Source organism: Amycolatopsis sp. NPDC101161, assembly GCF_044768185.1.
Taxonomy (GTDB): Bacteria; Actinomycetota; Actinomycetes; order Mycobacteriales; family Pseudonocardiaceae; genus Amycolatopsis.
This window is the reverse complement of the sequence record NZ_JBIWPI010000001.1, coordinates 541,908-559,240: the sequence shown is the minus strand read 5'-3', so window position 1 is coordinate 559,240 and position 17,333 is coordinate 541,908. Positions and strand designations below refer to the sequence as shown.

The 17,333-nt window shown below is 73.4% G+C and carries 18 protein-coding genes; 13 read left to right on the top strand and 5 right to left on the bottom strand.

The window, feature by feature from the left end; all coding sequences use genetic code 11:
- Positions 1 to 17: 17 nt before the first annotated feature.
- Positions 18 to 278 carry a hypothetical protein gene (locus tag ACIRSS_RS02715; protein WP_400889807.1) on the top strand — a complete coding sequence of 87 codons (261 nt, stop codon included), beginning with the start codon at positions 18 to 20 and terminating at the stop codon, positions 276 to 278.
- On the opposite strand, the gene ACIRSS_RS02710 is transcribed toward ACIRSS_RS02715, so the two are convergent.
- Positions 215 to 1,234: a DNA polymerase domain-containing protein gene (locus ACIRSS_RS02710; RefSeq protein WP_400889805.1), complete on the bottom strand. Its 1,020-nt coding sequence runs from the start codon at positions 1,232 to 1,234 to the stop codon at positions 215 to 217. The two genes, ACIRSS_RS02715 and ACIRSS_RS02710, sit on opposite strands and share 64 nt — an antisense overlap.
- Positions 1,235 to 1,766: 532 nt before the next feature.
- Between ACIRSS_RS02710 and ACIRSS_RS02705 the strand changes: the two genes are divergently transcribed.
- The 9 genes from ACIRSS_RS02705 (at position 1,767) to ACIRSS_RS02665 (ending at position 9,061) form a co-directional block, all read left to right on the top strand.
- Positions 1,767 to 2,489 (top strand): TVP38/TMEM64 family protein, encoded by a 723-nt coding sequence (locus tag ACIRSS_RS02705; protein WP_400889803.1) that lies wholly within the window; start codon positions 1,767 to 1,769, stop codon positions 2,487 to 2,489.
- Between the two features lie 105 nt (positions 2,490 to 2,594).
- Complete coding sequence (locus tag ACIRSS_RS02700) at positions 2,595 to 4,205, top strand: protein kinase (RefSeq protein ID WP_400889801.1); 1,611 nt, start codon at positions 2,595 to 2,597, stop codon at positions 4,203 to 4,205.
- A gap of 53 nt (positions 4,206 to 4,258) precedes the next feature.
- Positions 4,259 to 4,564, top strand: a complete 306-nt coding sequence (locus ACIRSS_RS02695) for a hypothetical protein (RefSeq protein ID WP_400889799.1) — start codon at positions 4,259 to 4,261, stop codon at positions 4,562 to 4,564.
- Between the two features lie 19 nt (positions 4,565 to 4,583).
- Complete coding sequence (msrB, locus tag ACIRSS_RS02690) at positions 4,584 to 5,006, top strand: peptide-methionine (R)-S-oxide reductase MsrB (protein ID WP_086849491.1); 423 nt, start codon at positions 4,584 to 4,586, stop codon at positions 5,004 to 5,006.
- A gap of 91 nt (positions 5,007 to 5,097) precedes the next feature.
- A complete protein-coding gene (locus tag ACIRSS_RS02685; protein WP_400889796.1) occupies positions 5,098 to 6,003 on the top strand; it encodes a TIGR04222 domain-containing membrane protein in 906 nt (301 codons plus the stop codon).
- 66 nt (positions 6,004 to 6,069) lie between these two features.
- Positions 6,070 to 6,984 (top strand): TIGR04222 domain-containing membrane protein, encoded by a 915-nt coding sequence (locus ACIRSS_RS02680; protein WP_400889794.1) that lies wholly within the window; start codon positions 6,070 to 6,072, stop codon positions 6,982 to 6,984.
- Positions 6,977 to 7,777, top strand: a complete 801-nt coding sequence (locus tag ACIRSS_RS02675) for a DUF692 domain-containing protein (RefSeq protein WP_400889792.1) — start codon at positions 6,977 to 6,979, stop codon at positions 7,775 to 7,777. The genes ACIRSS_RS02680 and ACIRSS_RS02675 overlap by 8 nt, the downstream gene beginning before the upstream one ends.
- Positions 7,774 to 8,112, top strand: coding sequence for a hypothetical protein (locus ACIRSS_RS02670; RefSeq protein ID WP_400889790.1), 339 nt, complete (start codon positions 7,774 to 7,776; stop codon positions 8,110 to 8,112). The genes ACIRSS_RS02675 and ACIRSS_RS02670 overlap by 4 nt, the downstream gene beginning before the upstream one ends.
- A 544-nt stretch (positions 8,113 to 8,656) precedes the next feature.
- Positions 8,657 to 9,061 (top strand): hypothetical protein, encoded by a 405-nt coding sequence (locus ACIRSS_RS02665; RefSeq protein ID WP_400889788.1) that lies wholly within the window; start codon positions 8,657 to 8,659, stop codon positions 9,059 to 9,061.
- Positions 9,062 to 9,121: 60 nt separating this feature from the next.
- Here the strand turns inward: ACIRSS_RS02665 and ACIRSS_RS02660 are convergent, their stop codons facing one another.
- The 4 genes from ACIRSS_RS02660 to hemE are packed head-to-tail and all read right to left on the bottom strand — an operon-like array spanning position 9,122 to position 13,679.
- Positions 9,122 to 10,462, bottom strand: a complete 1,341-nt coding sequence (locus ACIRSS_RS02660; protein WP_400889786.1) for a CoA transferase — start codon at positions 10,460 to 10,462, stop codon at positions 9,122 to 9,124.
- Complete coding sequence (hemQ, locus tag ACIRSS_RS02655; RefSeq protein WP_160697290.1) at positions 10,462 to 11,154, bottom strand: hydrogen peroxide-dependent heme synthase; 693 nt, start codon at positions 11,152 to 11,154, stop codon at positions 10,462 to 10,464. The genes ACIRSS_RS02660 and hemQ overlap by 1 nt, the downstream gene beginning before the upstream one ends.
- Positions 11,155 to 11,211: 57 nt before the next feature.
- Positions 11,212 to 12,612 (bottom strand): protoporphyrinogen oxidase, encoded by a 1,401-nt coding sequence (gene hemG / locus ACIRSS_RS02650; RefSeq protein WP_400889784.1) that lies wholly within the window; start codon positions 12,610 to 12,612, stop codon positions 11,212 to 11,214.
- Complete coding sequence (gene hemE / locus ACIRSS_RS02645) at positions 12,609 to 13,679, bottom strand: uroporphyrinogen decarboxylase (RefSeq protein WP_400889782.1); 1,071 nt, start codon at positions 13,677 to 13,679, stop codon at positions 12,609 to 12,611. The genes hemG and hemE overlap by 4 nt, the downstream gene beginning before the upstream one ends.
- An 88-nt stretch (positions 13,680 to 13,767) precedes the next feature.
- Here hemE and ACIRSS_RS02640 point away from each other — a divergent pair, with 88 nt between their 5' ends.
- The 3 genes from ACIRSS_RS02640 to ACIRSS_RS02630 all read left to right on the top strand — a co-directional run bounded on the left by ACIRSS_RS02640 (position 13,768) and on the right by ACIRSS_RS02630 (position 17,262).
- Complete coding sequence (locus ACIRSS_RS02640; protein ID WP_400889780.1) at positions 13,768 to 14,331, top strand: DUF3000 domain-containing protein; 564 nt, start codon at positions 13,768 to 13,770, stop codon at positions 14,329 to 14,331.
- 892 nt (positions 14,332 to 15,223) lie between these two features.
- On the top strand, positions 15,224 to 15,940 hold the full coding sequence (locus tag ACIRSS_RS02635; RefSeq protein ID WP_033261886.1) for a response regulator transcription factor: 717 nt from the start codon (positions 15,224 to 15,226) through the stop codon (positions 15,938 to 15,940).
- A gap of 98 nt (positions 15,941 to 16,038) precedes the next feature.
- On the top strand, positions 16,039 to 17,262 hold the full coding sequence (locus ACIRSS_RS02630) for an HRDC domain-containing protein (RefSeq protein ID WP_400893350.1): 1,224 nt from the start codon (positions 16,039 to 16,041) through the stop codon (positions 17,260 to 17,262).
- Positions 17,263 to 17,333: the final 71 nt, after the last annotated feature.

Below are 17,333 nucleotides of genomic sequence, written 5' to 3'. Positions count from 1 at the left end.
CCGGCCGTGCGGCGCTCGTGGCCCTCGCGCTCGCGGCGGGTGTCGCGCCGGCGGTCGCCGTGGGCAAGGCGACCTCGAGCCCGGCCTTCGCAGCCCCGGCCACGACCGAGCCCGCCCTCCCCGAGCCCGCGGCCGAGCCGATCGAGACCGCCTGCACGCGGGGCGGCACGTCCTGCCGCGCCGACCGCTCGGCGATGAGCACCGAGCCGCGACCTCAGGACTCCGGGCGCGCCTTGCTGGGCTGGACCCGCTTCGGCTCCCCCGGCATCTTCGGGTAGTCCGGCGGGTACGGCATGTCCCCCAGCCCGTGGTCCCGCAGGTCCCGCTCGTACCACTCCAGCGCCGTCTCCAGGCCGAACGCCTCGGCGTCCATCCCCGCGTGCAGGTCGCCGTGGGACTCCAGGAACGCCGGGATCGTCAGCACGTCGAAGTCGTCCGCGTCGACCTCCGGCAGCAGGTCCCACGTCAACGGCGTCGACACCGTCGCCCGCGGGGTACCGCGGACCGACCAGCTCGACGCCACCGTGCGGTCGCGCGCCGCCTGGTTGTAGTCCAGGAACACGCGCCCTTCGCGCTCCTCCTTCCACCACGCGATCGTCGCCTTGCCCGGGATCCGCCGCTCGACCTCGCGGCCCAGCGCGATCACCGCGTGGCGGACCTGGACGAAGTCCCACTCCGGCCGGATCCGGACCAGCACGTGCACCCCGCGCCCGCCGGACGTCTTCGGGTAGCTCGTCAGCCCCGCGTCCGCCAGCACCTCGCGGACCACGAGCGCCACCTCGACCGCGTCCGCGAAGCCGGCCCGGTCCGGCGGGTCGACGTCGACGCGCAGCTCGTCCGGGTGGTCGACGTCGGGACGGCGGACCGGCCACGGGTGGAAGTCGAACGTCCCCAGGTTGGCCGCCCACGCGAACACCGCCGGCTCGGTCGGGCACACCTCGGCGGCCTTGCGGCCCGACGGGAAGGTGATCTCGGCCGTCTCCAGCCAGTCCGGCGCCCCCTTGGGCACGCGCTTGGCGTAGAACCACTCGCCTTCGACGCCGTCGACGTAGCGCTTCAGCGTCGTCGGCCGCTCGCCGATCGCGCGCAGCAGCGGCGCGCCGACGGTGATGTAGTGCTCGACGACCTGCCGCTTGGTGATGCCGCGCTGGGGGAAGTACACCTTGTCCGGGCTCGAGACGCGGACGGTCCGGCCGCCCACCTCGTACTCGACCGGGTCACCGTGCTTGGGCATGCGGCCACGCTAGCGGTGATCGCGCAAGGAGGGGCCCGCGAAACCGCCCGCCCGGCTGTCTTGAATGAGTTGTTCGGGGCGCCGGAGGTCCTGGACGACTCATTCAAGACACGCGGCAAGAGCCCGGGCCGGTGCGGCGGGAGGCCCGGGCGGACCAGCGTCGGGCGGCGGCGGGGTCCGGGGCGGGTCTGCCTCCGGCGCGGCGAGGGGTCCGGGGTCGAACCCAGCCTCCGGCACGGCGGGAGGCCCGGGCGGACCAGCGTCGGGCGCGGCGGGGCCCGGAGCGGGCCACCCTCCGGCGCGGCGAGGGGTCCTGGGCGGATCTGCCTCCGGCGCTGCGAGGACTCCGGGGTCGAACCCAGCCTCCGGCACGGCGGGAGCCCGGGCGAACCAGCCTCCGGCACGGCGAGAGGCCCAGGCAGACCAACCTCCAGCACGGCGCGAGGCCCAGGCAGACCAGCCCCCAGCACGGCGAGGGCGCGGCCAGACCGGCCCCGGCGCCCCGCCAAGCCCGGCCGGTAGGCTGGAGCGGGTGTCCGGCCGCACCAAGCTGATCGTCGCGCTCGCCGTTGTCGCGCTCTTCGTGGCCGCCGCGGTGCTGCTGCCGATCCCGGGTCCGGCCGAGCTGCGCGCCTGGGCCGCCGCCACCGGGCCCGCCACCCCGCTCGTGCTGCTCGTCGCCTACTCGCTGCTCACCGTCGCGCCCATCCCGCGCACTGTCTTCAACCTGGCCGCCGGCCTGCTCGTCGGGACCGCGGCCGGGATCACCATCGGCCTGGTCGCCACCACCATCGCCGCCGGCCTGTCCTTCGGGCTGGCCCGGCTGCTCGGCCGGGACCTGGTCACCCGCCACCTGCACCGGTCGGCCGTGCGGACCGTCAACGACCGGCTCTCCGGCGGCGGCGTCCTCGCGATCACGTCGCTGCGGCTGATCCCGGTCGTGCCGTTCGCGCCCTTCAGCTACCTCTGCGGGGTGTCCTCGGTGCGGCTGCTCCCCTACCTGGCCGGTACGCTGCTCGGAAGCGTGCCCGGCACCGTCGCCGTGGTCGTCCTCGGCGACGCCCTGACCGGCGACACGCCACCCGCGCTGCTCGCCTGCTACGGCGTGTTCGCGCTGGCCGGGGCGATCGGGCTGGTCAAGGTGTTCAAGAAGCGGGCACCGGCCGAAGCGGGTCCGCCGGACCCACTGGCTGACGCGAACAGCACGGGGCCGACCGCTACACTCGATCGGGTGCGCGAACCGGAAACGCGCTGAGCAGGGCCACCATCACCGGGAATTTCGTCAGGAGCAGTCGCCATCGACACCGGTCAGCTGATCGCGGGGCACTACCGCCTCGTCGAGCACATTGGTAGCGGTGCCATGGGAGTCGTGTGGCGCGCCACTGACGTGCGCCTCGAGCGCACCGTCGCGATCAAGCAGATCCTCCCCCAGCCGGGTGTCTCCGAGACCGAACGCGACAACATGCGCCAGCGCGCCATGCGCGAGGCGAAGAACGCGGCCCGGTTCCAGCACCCGAACGCCATCGTCGTGTTCGACATCGCCGAGCACAACGGCGACCCGTGCCTGGTGATGGAGTACCTCGACGGGCCCAGCCTCTCCACGATCCTGTCCGAGGAGGGCACCCTCCCGCTGGGCCGGGTCGCCCGGATCGGCGAGCAGGTCGCGTCCGCGCTGGTCGCCGCGCACCGCGCCGGGATCGTGCACCGCGACGTCAAGCCGGGCAACATCCTCATCGACGAGACCGGCACCGCGAAGATCACCGACTTCGGCATCTCGCGCGCGGCGGGCGACATGACGCTCACCGCCACCGGCCTCATCGGCGGCACCCCCGCCTACCTGGCGCCCGAGCTGGCCCGCGGCGCCGACCCGGTGCCCAGCTCCGACGTCTTCGCCCTCGGCGCGACCCTCTACCAGGCGATCGAGGGCACCACGCCGTACGGCAACACGACCAACCAGCTCGCGCTGCTCTACGCGGCCGCGAACGGCCAGATCAACCCGCCCGTGCAGGCCGGCGCGGCCACCGCGCTGCTGATGAGCCTGCTGCGCAGCGAGCCGGGCGAGCGGCCCAGCATGGCCGAGGCGCGTGAGCGGCTGGCCGCGCTGGCCCGCACCGAGCCGGGCGGCATGTCGGCGTCGCCGCCGCTGCTGTCGGGTGGCGCAGGCCGCAAGCCCGCCGCGCCCGCCGACGGCGGCGAGCGCCCGCCGTGGCAGCGCACCGACCAGAAGGCGCCGTCGTCGCCGCCGGTCGGCACGCCGGTGCCCGCGAACAAGGCGGCGTCGAACCCGCCGCGCCCGACCGCGGCGTTCATGCCGATGCGCTCGCCGGCCGCGCCGCCCAACACCCCGCCCAGACCGATGCCCGCGGCCGCGCCGTCGGCCAGGGCGCCCCAGTATTCGACGAACGCCCCGAAGCCGGACAACAAGCGCAAGTACGCGCTGCTGGCCGGCGGTGGCGCCGCGGTCGTCGTGGTCGCGGTCATCGTCTTCCTGGTGCTGAATTCCGGCAGCGGCGGCGGCACGGGCGGCACCACGAACGCCCAGTCGCCGGGTAACCAGCCGACCGCGGGGCAGAGCTCGCCCAAGACCTCCGGTCCGAGCAGCCCGGCGAACGTCCCCGCCGGCCTCAACAAGACCCCGACCGAATCGCCGGTGACCAACTACAGCGCGGCCGGCAACCTGATCATCGAATACTTCAGCGACCCCGCCGCGCACTGGGACATGCTCACCCCCGCCGCCCAGCAGGTCTACGGCGACCAGGGCAAGTACGCGGAGTACTGGGCCGAGAACAAGAAGAACATCAACGGTCCCACCAAGGCCCACGCCGACTCGGGCGGCAACGAGAGCGACGGCTCGCTCATCATGAACGTCAACGTGGGCGGCAGCCGCCCCGGTTACCGGCTGGTCAACGTGGGCGGCCGGACCCTGATCGACTCGAACACCGAGCTGGGTGGCTCGAACTCCGGCTACTGAGACTTAACGCGCCGCTGGTGGGTTCGCGGGCACCGATGGCCTACCGTGGAGGTATGGCCGACGACGGAGCTTCGCTGCCGGGCCAGAATCCTCGCTTCCACGAGGACCTGGTCGGCCTGGACCCGTACGACCCCGAGGCGCGGGCGTTCGCCGAGCACCTCGACCGGATCGAACGTGCCGGGCCGAACTACACCATCGAAGCCGCGCTGGACGGCGTGGCCGACTTCGCCGACTCCAGCAACCGCCTCGGCGGGCTGCGCTACTGGGTGTCGGCCCTCATCGTCGTCCTCATCGTGCTCGGCGTGATCGTGGCCGCATGGGACATCGTCGTGCACGCCCTCGCGTGGCTCGCGGCGTAACGTGGAACGGGTGAAAGGTATGAAACCCGTTGTCGGTGCGACCCCGCGCGTCGTGAAGTCCGAGCAGGAGTGGCGGGCGCAGCTCAGCCCCGACGAGTACGCCGTGCTCCGCCAAGCGGGGACCGAACGGCCCTTCACCGGCGAGTACACCGACACCAAGACCACCGGCGTCTACGAGTGCCGCGCCTGCGGTGCCGAGCTCTTCCGCAGCGACACGAAGTTCGAGAGCCACTGCGGGTGGCCGTCGTTCTTCGACCCGGCCGACTCCGACGCCGTGCTGCTGCGCGAAGACCGCACCATGGGCATGAAGCGGATCGAGGTGCTCTGCGGCTCCTGCCACAGCCACCTCGGGCACGTCTTCGAGGGCGAGGGTTACCCGACCCCGACCGACCAGCGGTACTGCATCAACTCGATTTCGCTGAAGCTCGTCCCCGAGTCGTAAGAAACCCGCCGGCCTAAATCCTCCTTAAGCCGACAACCCGCCGCCCTCCCTCGAACGTAGTCTCCGCACACGGACGAGGGAGGGCGGACTCATGACCGACACCTGGGGTATTCCCGGACCGGCGTTCGCGGGCCTCTACCTGGGCCTGCTGCTCCTGCCGGCGCTCGTCGCCGTCGCGTACCGCGGGTTCCTGCTGCGCGGCCGCCCGGGCGGCGCGCCGGAGCGGCCCGAAGAGCTGGCGGTGCTGACCGGCGGCCGGCGGCGCTTCGGCGAGTACGTCGTCGCGAGCCTGCTGGACCAGCAGGTCATCCGGATTTCGGGCAGCGGCTGGCTGAGCCGTGTCAAGGGCGCCGCGGCCGACGCCGTGGGCCGCGAAGCCCTCAGCCGGATCGGCAAGCACGGCTCGTCGGTCGAGCGGGTGTGCGACGCCGCCGCCGAGCACAAGACCGCCCATGAGCTCGAGGCCGCGCTGGTCGGCCGCGGGCTGCTCGCCGACCCGCGGAAAGCGCGCGCGACCTGGGTCGCGACCGCGGTGGCGTACTGGCTGGTGCTCGTCCTCGGCGTGGTCCGGCTGATCGCCGGGGCGAGCACCGGGCACCCGGTGGGGATCCTGCTGGGCCTGCTCGCGGTGGGCACCGTCGTCGCGATCGCCGTCACCGTCAAAGCGCGCAACCGGCCGCAGGTCAAGGCCACCTTCGCCGGCAAGGCGGCCGCCGAAGCCGCCCGCCGGGCCGGGACGCTCACGGCCGGCCCGGCCGGGACGGTCGCGGCGCACGGGCTGAGCGGCCACCCCGACCAGGCCGTCCGGGAGGCCGCCACCCAGGCCGCGCGGCACGCGGCCGTGCGGACGTCCAGCCGTCGCACCCGGTTCGCGGGCGCCGGCGGCGGGGTCGCCGTCGGCTACTGGGGCGGCAGCTCCTGCGGTGGTGGCGGCAGCTCCTGCGGTGGCGGGGGCGGCGGCTGCGGAGGGGGTGGCGGCGGGGGTTGCGGCGGTTGAAACGCCGACGCGACCAGCCGCGTCTCACAGCTACGGTAACCGCAACTCACTGAGGGGAGACGGGCGATGGACGACCCGTGGGGCATCTCCGGACCGGATTTCGTGGTCCTCTACATCGCACTGCTCATCGCCGTGCTGCTGGTCCGGCTCGTCGTGTCCGGCGTCGCCGCCAGCCGCGCGTTGCGGGCCAACACCGAGCAGCCGGGCCCGCCGCCGACCGTCTACCAGCTGGCGTTCCTCGCGGGCGGCCCCGACCGGGCCACCGACGCGGCGATCGCGGCGCTGGTCGAGCGCGGCCAGGTGCGCGTCAACAGCTACAAGCAGATCAGCCAGGCCGGCACGCGGCCGGCCGAGCCGCTGGAGCAGGCCGTGTTCGACGCGGCGCAGCTGAAGACGACGTCGACGATCCGCGGGTACGTCCGCGGCTCGGCCGCGATGCGGGCCCTGGAGGACGGCCTCGACCAGCGGGGCCTGCTGGCCTCGGCGGCCGCGAAGCGCCAGTCCCGGACGATCGGGCTCGTGCTGCAGCTGGCCGTGCTGGTGCTCGGCGTGGTGCGGCTGGCCAACGGCATCTCGCTGGGCCGCCCGGTCGGCGTCCTGGTGTTCCTGGTGCTGGTCGCGGCCGTGCTGACGATCGTGGCGGCGGTCCGGCGGTCCAAGACCGGGGCGCGGCAGCCCTCGGCCGCGGGGCACCGCGTGCTCGGCCAGGCGCGGGCGGCGTCGAGCGGTCCGCTGCCGGCCGGGATGCTGGCGGGCGGCGTGCTGCTCGGCGGCGCCGCGGCGGCGGTCGCCCTCGGCGGCTGGGCGATGTACCCGGACGAGGAGCTGAGCGCGGCGCTGGCCCCTCCGGTGACGTCGTTCGGCGGCGGCGGTTCGTCCGGCGGATCGTCCTGCAGCAGCGGGTCGTCGTGCTCGAGCTCGTCGTGCAGCAGCGGCTCTTCGTGTGGTTCTTCGTGCGGCGGAGGAGGCTGCGGTGGGTGAGCTCGGCATCGGGATCGGCTGGCGGCACGAGCTGGACCTGTCGATCGCCCGGCTGCCCGGCGTCGACTGGGTGGAGGTGGTCGCGGAGAACCTGCACGCCGACCACCTCCCGGAGACGCTCGTGGCCCTGCGCCGGCGCGGGCTGCCGGTGCTGCCGCACGCGGTTTCGCTGTCCCTGGGCGGCGCCGAGCCGCTCGACACCGGGCGCGTCCAGCACCTCGCGGAGATCGCGCGGGCCGTGGACGCGCCGCTGGTCAGCGACCACGTGTGCTTCGTCCGCGCGGGCGGGCTCGACTCGGGCCACCTGATGCCGCTGCCCCGCACCCGCGAGGCGCTCGACGTGCTGGTGGCGAACGTCCGGCTGGCCCAGTCCATTGTGGACGTACCGTTCGCGCTGGAGAACATCGCGGCGGTGCTGGACTGGCCGGACCACGAGCTGACCGAGGAGCAGTTCCTCACGGAGCTGACCGAGCGGACGGACTGCCGGCTGATCATCGACGTCGCCAACCTGTACGCGAACGCGCGCAACATCGGCACGGACCCGGTGAAGTTCCTGGACGGGATCCCGTGGGAGCGCTTGGCGTACGTGCACATGGCGGGTGGCATCGAGCGCGACGGCGTCTACCACGACACGCACGCGCACCCGGTGCTGCCGGAGGTGCTGTCGCTGCTGGCGGAGCTGCGGCGCCGCACGGACCCCCCGGGAGTGCTGCTGGAGCGCGACGACGACTACCCGACGGACGACGAGCTGGCCGCGGAGCTGGCGGCCCTGCGCGCGGCGGTGACGGCGTGAGCCGCGAGGATCTGGCGGTCCGGCAGGCGGAGCTGCTGCAGGCGCTGCTGAATTCCGGCCCGGCACCGGCGGGCTTCGACGCGTCGCGGTTGCGGGTGGAGGCGTCGGTGTTGCGACGCAAGCACGGTCGGGTGCTGGCGCATCAGCGCCCGGAGGTGGCGGAGGCGCTCGGCGAGCGGTTCGGGCCGTTGTTCGCGGAGTTCACCGCGGGGCGGCCGAAGCGGGACACCGAGCGGTCGGGGGCGTACGCGGACGAGTTCGTGACGTGGCTGATCGCGGGTGGGCATCTGCCGAAACCGAGGCGGGGCTTGGTGTCCCGCCTCCGGCGCCGCTGACAGCGGAGCCGTCACCTCTTCCGCCCCCAGAACGTCCGCGAAGGCTCGCAGGCCCGCCGGTCCGCACTTCTTGGCGATGTACATCGAAACCAAGCCGACGACGATGAAGCAGCCGAGAGCCGTGGCCGGAAACGTCCACAGTGAACCGAAACTCATCCCATGACATCTTTCGCTCACAGCGGTCCCGGAACCGCTCGAAATAGTCACTGCTGGGATTCAGTTGTCGTACCGCGCCTCGCCGAGGCGCAGCCCCAGGCCTGCTTCCCCGTGAGTTCGTTGCCGTTGCGGCAAGGCCCACGAGGTTCCCCGCGTTGCGCGGGGGCGTACGCGGACGAGTTCGTGACGTGGCTGGTCGCCGGGGGCCACTTGCCGAAACCGAGGCGGGGCTTGGTGTCCCGCCTCCGGCGCCGGTAGTCCCGAGGCGACCGGACCTGCCATCCGGGTGAATGGTGCGACGGCGACTCAACGCTTCCGCGGCCGAGGCGTGGATGGCGTGACGGGTCCGGACCGGCCGGGCCCGAAACGTCGAGGGGGACCTGCCGATATGACCATGAAGACCCACTTGCGGACCGGCTTGACGGCGGTCGCGGCGGCAGCCGGGCTGCTCCTGACCGGAGCGCCCGCGGCTTCCGCCACGACCTCCGTCTCGCACGACTTCTTCCTCTGGGGCGCTGATGGCGTCAGCTACTTCGACGGGGTCGCCACCTTCTCCAACCGCTCGGCCAACGTCTCGGGGACCTTCCACGCCGTCGGGTGCAAGCGGTTCTACGCCTCGGCGCACGCCGGCTCCACCCAGCTGGACATCAGGAGCACGAGCACCCACTGCAACGCCACCACATCGGAGAACATCCCGCTGAAGGCCGATGTCGTCGGCGGGGCGAACCGCATCCGCGTCGCCTTGACCGACCAAAACGGCCAGAACGGCACCGGTGGGGACATCTACCGCTGAGAGCGTTCGGGCGGGAGTGCGGCGAGCGGACCGGCCGCATTCCCGTCCGAGCAGGACCTCCTAAGGGGTCCAGGTCGGCTTGTCGACACCCGGCAGCCGCGTGCCGAAGTCCCAGTGCGGCTCCGCTCCCGGCAGGCCGCCCGCCATCCGGACGCGGGTCAGCCGGCCGTAGCCGCTGTCCGCCTCCTCCAGCAAGTCGCCGAAATCGACCGCCGCACCCGCGGGGTCCTTGCGGCCCAGCGAATCCAGCCACCGCGCCGTCCCGGCCAGCGACAGCCGGACCCGCCAGGTGCCGCCGTCCGTGACCTGACGCCGCAACGCCGTCATGATCGCCGCCGCCGCGAGCCAGCCCGTCGCGTGGTCCAGCGCCTGGACCGGCAACGGTGATGGCCCGTCCGGCGAGAACGCCATGCCGTTCGCCATCTGGACCAAGCTGTCGAACCCGCGCCGGCGCGCCCACGGCCCTTCCCAGCCGTACGCGCTCAAGTCCGCGATCACCAAACCTGGCCGCAGCTCAGCCAGCTCCGAAGCACCGAAGCCGATCCGCTCCAACGCGCCCGGGCGGAACGACTGGAGCAGCACGTCGGCCCGGCTGATCAGCTTCTTCAGCCGCGCCCGACCACCCTCGGTGTCGAGCGCGACGAACGCCGAACGCTTGCCTTGGTTCGTGTCGCGCACCAGCGCCTCGACCCGCGGGAGGTGCGCCGCGCCGACGTGCAGGACGTCCGCGCCGTGCGCCGCCAGCACCCGGCCGGCCACCGGGCCCGCCAGCACGTGCGTCAGCTCCAGCACCCGGACCCCGCCCAGCGGCCGGTCCGAGTAGAACAACGTCCGCTTGGGCGCGTCGCCCACCGGGGCCGACGAGACCAGCGGCAGTGAAGCCACGACGGAACCCTGCGGGTGCGCGGCCCACTCCTCCGGCGACCGCAGCTCGGCGGCCGCTCCCCCGGCGGAGACGACGGCGTGCTCGATCTCGCGCGCGGTCCGCCCGGCGACCGCCTTCGCGACCGCGTCGCGGGTGCCCGGCACGCCGAGGCCCCAGCACACCGCCGCTTCGTGCCGCGGGTAGTTGCAGTGCAGGCGGACCCAGCCGTCGGCCGCGCGGTAGTTGCCCGACAGCGGGGCCCACATCGACTCCGCGCCGACGCCGTCCACCCGCAGCAGCTGCTCGCTGTGGAACGCCGCCGCCGCGTGGCGCGTGTCCGCCGTGACGACGCCGGGGTCGATCTCGCGCAGCTTCAGCATCTCGCCGGCCGCCAGCGTGGCCGCCGCGATCGAAGCCGTGGCCGCCGCGGCCACCCGGTAGGGACCGGGCAGCACGTCTTCGGTGCCGGTCAGCTCGAAGGGGCCCGGCCGTGACTCGGTGAGGGCGACCCAGACGCCCTCCACTGCCTCGCGCACTACGGCAGCGCCGCGACGAGCTCGGCCGGCGGCACGCGCGTGCCCGTGTAGAACGGGATCTCTTCCCGCACGTGCAACCGCGCTTCGGTGCCGCGCAGGTGCCGCATCAGGTCGACGATCCGGTGCAGCTCGTCGGCCTCGAACGCGAGGATCCACTCGTAGTCGCCCAGCGCGAACGACGCGACGGTGTTCGCGCGCACGTCCGGGTAGTCGCGGGCTTCCTTGCCGTGGTCGGCCAGCATCTTGCGGCGGTCGGCGTCCGGCAGCAGGTACCACTCGTAGGACCGCACGAACGGGTAGACGCAGATGTACTTGCGCGCCTCTTCGCCTGCCAGGAACGCCGGGATGTGGCTCTTGTTGAACTCGGCCGGCCGGTGCAGCGCGGTCTGGCTCCAGACCGGCGTCGACGCGCGGCCGAGCGGGGTGCGCCGGAAGCCGGAGTAGGCCGCCTGCACCTGCTCGATCTCCTCGGCGTGCCACCAGATCATGTAGTCGGCGTCGGCGCGCAGCGCGGAGACGTCGTAGACACCCCGGACGACGACGCCCTTGGCCTCGAGACCGTCGAGGTACTCGGTCGTCTCGCGGCCCGCGGCCCCGCGGTCCTCACCCAGCCGGCCGGGCTCGATCCGGAAGACCGACCAGGTGGTGTAGCGGATGGTGTCGTTGAGCTCGTTGTAGTTGACCCGCGCCATGGTTCCATCCTGTCACCGCAGCCCCGGGAACGCCGCCACGGGGCCGGGTGAGCGCACTCACGCGGAAAGGTGGGCCGCGATCCGGTGCGCCGCCGCCTCGGCCGTCGCGACGCAGGCCGGCAGCCCGACGCCGTGCAGGGTCGCCCCCGCCACCGCGAGCCCCGGCACCCCGGCGACCGCCTTCTCGATCCGCTCCACGCGCTCGAGGTGCCCGGTGCCGTACTGCGGCAGGCCGCCGCCCCAGCGCGTCACCAGGGTCTCGATCGGCGCCGCCGTGACGCCCGTCAGCCGCGCGAGGTCGTCGCGGACCACGCGGACCAGCTCGACGTCGTCGGCCTGCAACGCGCCCAGCTCGCCGAACCGGCCCACCGAACCGCGGACCAGCACCGGCCCGGAGCCGAAGTGCCCCCACTTGCGCGAAGAGAACGTGAAGGCCTTCGCCGCGTACGGCACGCCCGAAGCGTCCCGTTCGCCTTGGCCGATGAGGATCCCCGACGCGTCGGGCAGCGCCGTTCCGGGCGGCAGCGCCAGCGCGACCACCGCCATCGACGCCAGCTCGACCTCGCCGAACGCCGCCGACGCCGCGGGCACCAGGTCGGCCAGCAGCCGCCGGGCCGAGGGCGCCGGAACCGCGAGCAGCACCGCGTCGGCTTCGATCGTGTTGTCCGCGGGCGCGTGCGCGGTCGGGTTCGCGCCGATCCGCAGCCGCCAGCCCGCGCCGTGCCGTTCGATGTCGCACACCGGCAGCCCGGTCCGCAGCTCGGCGCCGGACAGCTCGGTCAGCCGGTCGATGACCGTGCCCAGGCCGCCCGGGACCGTGCCGAACACCGGCGCCGTACCGGGCGACGCGGGCAGCTGCGCCTTCGCGGCCGCCGTCAGCGAGCCGGCGCCGGCGGCCACCGCCGCGGCCAGGCCCGGCATGGTCGCGCGCAGGCCCAAGCCGTCCGCGCCACCGGCGTAGACGCCGCCGAGCAGCGGGTCGACGAGCCGGTCGACCAGCTCGTCGCCGAACCGCTCGCGCAGCAGCGGCCCGAGCGGCAGGTCCCCGCTCGGCAGCCGCAGCTCGGGCAGCGACGGCTCGGCCTCGACGGCCCGCCGCCCCGCTTCCGACAGCACCCCGGCCACCGACTCCGCCGACGCCGGGACGCCCATGACGGTGCCCGGCGGCAGGCCGGTGACGCTGCCGCCGGCGTGGATCTTCGCGCGCGCCTTCGTCGGGTTCACGACGTCGAGCCCGAGCTCGCGGACCAGTCCGAGCATCTCGGGCCGGCGGACGAGGAACGCTTCCGCGCCGACGTCGTAGGGGACGCCGGCCAGCTCGGCCGTGCGCAGCTTCCCGCCGGGCGTCTTCGTCTTCTCGAAGACGACGATCTCGGCGGTGTCGCCCAGCAGGCGCCGCAGGCGGTACGCCGCGGTCAGCCCGGAGACACCGCCACCGACGACCGCGACGCGCGTCACAGCTCGTGCACCAGCTCGACCACGCGGGTCAGCACGTCCGGGTCGACGCCCGGCAGCACGCCGTGGCCCAGGTTGAAGATGTGGCCGTCGGCCGCCTTGCCCTCTTCGACGATGCGGCGGACCTCGGCTTCGAGCACCGGCCAGGACGCGTGCAGCAGCGCCGGGTCGAGGTTGCCCTGCACGACGGCGTGCCCACCGAGCCGGCGGACGGCTTCGTCCAGCGGGATCCGCCAGTCGACGCCGACGACGTCCGCGCCGGCGTCGCGCATCGCGGGCAGCAGCTCGCCGGTGCCGACGCCGAAGTGGATGCGCGGCACGCCGTAGGAGGCGACGCCCTCGAGGACCTTCGCCGAGTGCGGCAGCACGAACCGGCGGTAGTCCCGCTCGGACAGCGCGCCGGCCCAGGAGTCGAACAGCTGGACCGCGTCGACGCCGGCGTCGAGCTGCGCGCGCAGGAACGTCAGCGCGAGGTCGGCCAGGCGCCCGGCCAGCTCGTGCCAGACCTCCGGCGCCGAGTGCATCAGCGCCTTCGTGTGCTCGTGGTTGCGGCTCGGGCCGCCCTCGATGAGGTAGCTGGCCAGCGTGAACGGCGCGCCGGCGAAGCCGATCAGCGGCGTCTCGCCGAGGCGCTCGACCAGCAGCCCGACGCCGTCGGCGACCTTTTCGACCTGCTCCGGAGCCAGCTCCGGCAGGGCCTTCACCGCGGCGAGGTCGCGCACCGGCGCCGCGACCACCGGGCCGGTGCCGGGGACGATGTCGATGTCGACGCCCGCGGCCTTCAGCGGCACGACGATGTCGCTGAAGAGGATGGCCGCGTCGACGCCGTGCCGGCGGACCGGCTGCAGCGTGATCTCGGCGAGCATCTCGGGGTCGAAACAGGCGTCCAGCATCGGCACGCCCTCGCGCAGCGCGCGGTACTCGGGCAGCGAGCGGCCCGCCTGGCGCATGAACCAGACGGGCGTGCGGGCCGGGCGTCCGCCGCGCGCGGCGGCCAGGAACGGGGCTTCGGGCAGCTCGCGGCGCCCGGACGGGGCGGCCTGCTGCGGCAAGGGCGTGGTGGGTGACATCGCCGTCAATCGTGCCACGAGCCCGCCGGCGCCCTTCTCTCGGCGCGCCTGCGCCCGCAACGGGGCGTGCCCGCCCTAAAGTCGAAGCGTGACCGCGATGACGCCAGTGCCCGAACTCTTCCGTGAAGCAGTTTCGGCGCTGCAGTCCGTCCGGCCCCGCCGGGAGGTGCTGCTGGAGCCGATGCGGGCCCCGCAGCGGCTCGCGCCGTGGTCGTACGCGGTCAGCTGCGAAGTCGCCGGCCCCGCGGACGTGCTGGCCTCGGGCCGGCTGGTCCTCCTGCACGACCCGGACGGCCAGGACGGCTGGGACGGTGTCCTGCGCCTCGTCATGTACGTGCGCGCGGAGCTGGACCGGGAACTGGCGACGGACCCGTTCCTGCCGCAGGTCGGCTGGTCGTGGCTCACCGACGCCCTGGAGGTGTCGGGCGCGAGCTGGACGGCGCTGGGCGGCACGGTGACGGAGACGTCCTCGGCCCGCTTCGGCGACATCTCCGGCCCGGCCCGGACCGACGACCTGGAGCTGCGGGCGTCCTGGACCCCGACGGACGCGGAGCTGCTGCCGCACGGGCAGGCGTTCTGCCAGGTCATGGCGAGCGTGGTGGGCCTGCCGCCGGTCGGCGTGACGCTCTTCGGGCAGCGCCAGAGCTCCTGACGCACGGCGTTCGGGCAGCACAACCGAGCTCGTTCACGACCTGGCACGGCGAATTCGCACGACCGGGCAGCTTTGGCCCGCGCTGGAGGCGAAGGACCCTCGCGGTCGTCTCAGACGCGCCTCGCCGGACACGTGCCTCACCAGCCAGGAACGAGCCGGTCGTGCCGGGTCGCGCGGCGTTCGGGCGATCGTCGGCAACGAATCGGCAACGGCAGAGCGCCGCCGTCCGGTCCGTCAGGGTCCGCTTGTACGGATGTGAGCAAATCTCACGTCCACTGAACGCCGTTCACCCCGAACGGCCGCCCCAAGCGCCACCGGACGGACGAAGCCATCCGGACCAGCCCCGTACCCCACCGAGCCCCGCCCGCGGCTCTGAGGCCGTTTCACGTCTCCTCGTTCGTGACTCCGCGCGGTCACGCACCGCAACAAGATCAACTAGGGGCTCAGGAGCCCGAGACCACCTCCGGACGCCACGGACAGTCACCGAAAAGACCCGCCTCGAGGCTCGCCGGAAGCGGCCGACGGAGTTGATCATGCCCCGGCCGGGGCCACATTCCGACCCGCCGAGACCGCCATCCGGCCCCTGGTCACTAGGCGCACCGGCAGCTGCACACCTCATCTGCACGGCCATTTGGGCGCCGGTAACTTCTTTGCATCGTGTTCGCTGGGCTATCCGTTAACAACCGGCCGTGTACTAGCCCGATCGTGTTACTACGAACCCACTGAGTGACTGTTCGTTTGAGATAGATACCCATTCGATCCCCCCGCAACGGCCTCAGGGCGGCTACAGTGCCTTCGACGACACCACTTTCGGTCTAAAGCTGGCGCGGCTGAACGGCCGAAGGTCCCGGTGCCGGTCGGGGGGCACGACCGACTCCAGGGAGGTAGTGACGTGGCTACCGTCGGCATTTCTCAGGCCGTCCGATCCACGCCAGCCGGCGCGTTGCCGGCGAGCATGGTTCCGCACCCGCGGGAAGAGCTCTTTTCGGTATTGGTGGTCGACGACCACCCGCTGTTGAGGGAGGCAATCGCAGCAAGACTCGCACAGATGGGTGCGGGGACCGTCCACGAGGCCGCCACGGTGGCCGAGGCGAGGGCGCGAGCACAGGCCACCGGGCCTTGTGACCTGGCGATCCTCGATCTCGGGCTGCCGGACGGCAGCGGCATCGAGCTGGTTACGGAACTCCGTAGCCACGGCTGGCCGCGCGTGGTGGTACTCGCATCCTCGGACGACCCGTACGCGGTCCGCTCGGCCTTCCAGGCCGGGGCCCAGGCGTACCTGCTGAAGTCCGCGTCGCCGGTCGTCGTGACCGACGGCGTGCGGCGCGTGCTCGAAGGCGGCGTCTACGCCGACCCGAGCGTGGCTCCGGTGCTCGCCACCGGGACCCGCGTCGCGGGCACCGACAACACCCCCCGCGAGCTGTCCGCTCGTGAGGTGGAGGTGCTCCAGCTGGTCGCCGACGGGCAGTCCAACAAGGAGATCGGCGAGGAGCTTTCGCTCTCCGCTCTCACCGTCAAGTCCCACCTGTCCCGGATCGGGCGCAAGCTCGGCACGGGCGACCGGGCCCAGATGGTGGCGCTGGCCATGCGGGCCGGCGTGATCCGCTGACGCAAGCGAACAGCCCTGCGGGGCGGGCAGACCAGGCGCGGTATGCCCGTCCCGTAGGGTCGTCGGTTATGGGAAGTGCAGAGGCCGAGGACACCGGGATGGAGATCGAGTCCACGGGCGGCCCTGTGCTGCTACGCGAACCCGCCGAGGGCACGCCCCCGGTGATCACCGATCCGTCCGCGCTGGCCGAGGCCTGCGCGAGACTCGCCGCGGGCACCGGCGCGGTCGCCGTCGACACCGAACGCGCGTCCGGCTACCGGTACTGGCCCAAGGCCTACCTCGTGCAGCTGCGCCGCGAGGGTTCCGGCACGGTGCTGATCGACCCGATCGCCCTGGCCGACGACCTCCAGCCGCTGCGCGACGTCCTCAACGACCTGGAGTGGGTGCTGCACGCCGCCTCCCAGGACCTCCCCTGCCTGGCCGAGCTGGACCTGCGTCCGGCGGCGCTGTTCGACACCGAGCTGGCCGGGCGGCTGGCGGGCTACGAACGCGTGGCACTGGGGACCCTCGTCGAGCTGCTGCTCGGCTACACCCTCGAGAAGGGGCACAGCGCGGCGGACTGGTCCAAGCGGCCGCTGCCGGTCGACTGGCTCAACTACGCGGCCCTCGACGTCGAGCTGCTCGTCCAGCTGCGCGAAAAGCTGGAAGCGGAGCTGGGCGCCCAGGGCAAGCTGGAGTGGGCGCAGCAGGAGTTCGAGTACGTCCGCACCGCCCCGCCGCCCGGGCCGCGGGCCGAGCCGTGGCGCCGGACGTCCGGCGTGCACAAGATCCGCAACCCGCGCGGGCTGGCCGCGGTCCGCGAGCTGTGGCAGGCCCGCGACGAGCTGGCCCGCAAGCGCGACCGCGCCCCGAGCCGCATCCTGCCCGACAGCGCGATCATCAACGCGGTGACGGCCGACCCGAAGACCGTCGAGGAGCTGCAGGCGCTCCCGGTGTTCAGCGGCCGGGTCCAGCGCAAGTACACGGCGAGCTGGCTGCGGCACCTGCAGGCGGCCCGCGCGCTCCCGGCGTCGGAGCTGCCGTCGCCGTCGCAGCCGACGGACGGCCCGCCCCCGGTGAACCGCTGGGCGGACAAGGACCCGGACGCGGCGGCCCGGCTGGCGGCGGCCCGGGCCGGGCTGGCGGCGATCGCGGAGGACCGCCGGCTGCCGGTGGAGAACCTGCTGCTCCCGGACCTCGTGCGGCGGACGTGCTGGCGCCCGCCGGCGGAGACGGACGAAGAGTCGGTGGCCGAGGTCCTGCGCGCCGGCGGGGCGCGCCCCTGGCAGGTCGAGCTGACGGCGGCCGCGCTGAGCAAGGCGCTGCAGACCACGGCTTCCTGAACGGACAGTTCCGGGACAGTTCCGGCTGGGTCGCCGGAACCGCTCACCTTCGCTCTCGGGCTCCCCTAGGC

What these genes read in the sequence shown, in the direction of transcription:
- ACIRSS_RS02710 (WP_400889805.1), bottom strand. Translation starts at nt 1,234, where the DNA reads ATGCCCAAGCACGGTGACCCGGTCGAGTACGAGGTGGGCGGCCGGACC.
- ACIRSS_RS02700 (WP_400889801.1), top strand. Translation starts at nt 2,595, where the DNA reads ATGGGAGTCGTGTGGCGCGCCACTGACGTGCGCCTCGAGCGCACCGTC.
- ACIRSS_RS02695 (WP_400889799.1), top strand. Translation starts at nt 4,259, where the DNA reads ATGGCCGACGACGGAGCTTCGCTGCCGGGCCAGAATCCTCGCTTCCAC.
- msrB (WP_086849491.1), top strand. Translation starts at nt 4,584, where the DNA reads ATGAAACCCGTTGTCGGTGCGACCCCGCGCGTCGTGAAGTCCGAGCAG.
- ACIRSS_RS02685 (WP_400889796.1), top strand. Translation starts at nt 5,098, where the DNA reads ATGACCGACACCTGGGGTATTCCCGGACCGGCGTTCGCGGGCCTCTAC.
- ACIRSS_RS02680 (WP_400889794.1), top strand. Translation starts at nt 6,070, where the DNA reads ATGGACGACCCGTGGGGCATCTCCGGACCGGATTTCGTGGTCCTCTAC.
- ACIRSS_RS02665 (WP_400889788.1), top strand. Translation starts at nt 8,657, where the DNA reads ATGACCATGAAGACCCACTTGCGGACCGGCTTGACGGCGGTCGCGGCG.
- hemQ (WP_160697290.1), bottom strand. Translation starts at nt 11,154, where the DNA reads ATGGCGCGGGTCAACTACAACGAGCTCAACGACACCATCCGCTACACC.
- hemE (WP_400889782.1), bottom strand. Translation starts at nt 13,679, where the DNA reads ATGTCACCCACCACGCCCTTGCCGCAGCAGGCCGCCCCGTCCGGGCGC.
- ACIRSS_RS02630 (WP_400893350.1), top strand. Translation starts at nt 16,039, where the DNA reads ATGGAGATCGAGTCCACGGGCGGCCCTGTGCTGCTACGCGAACCCGCC.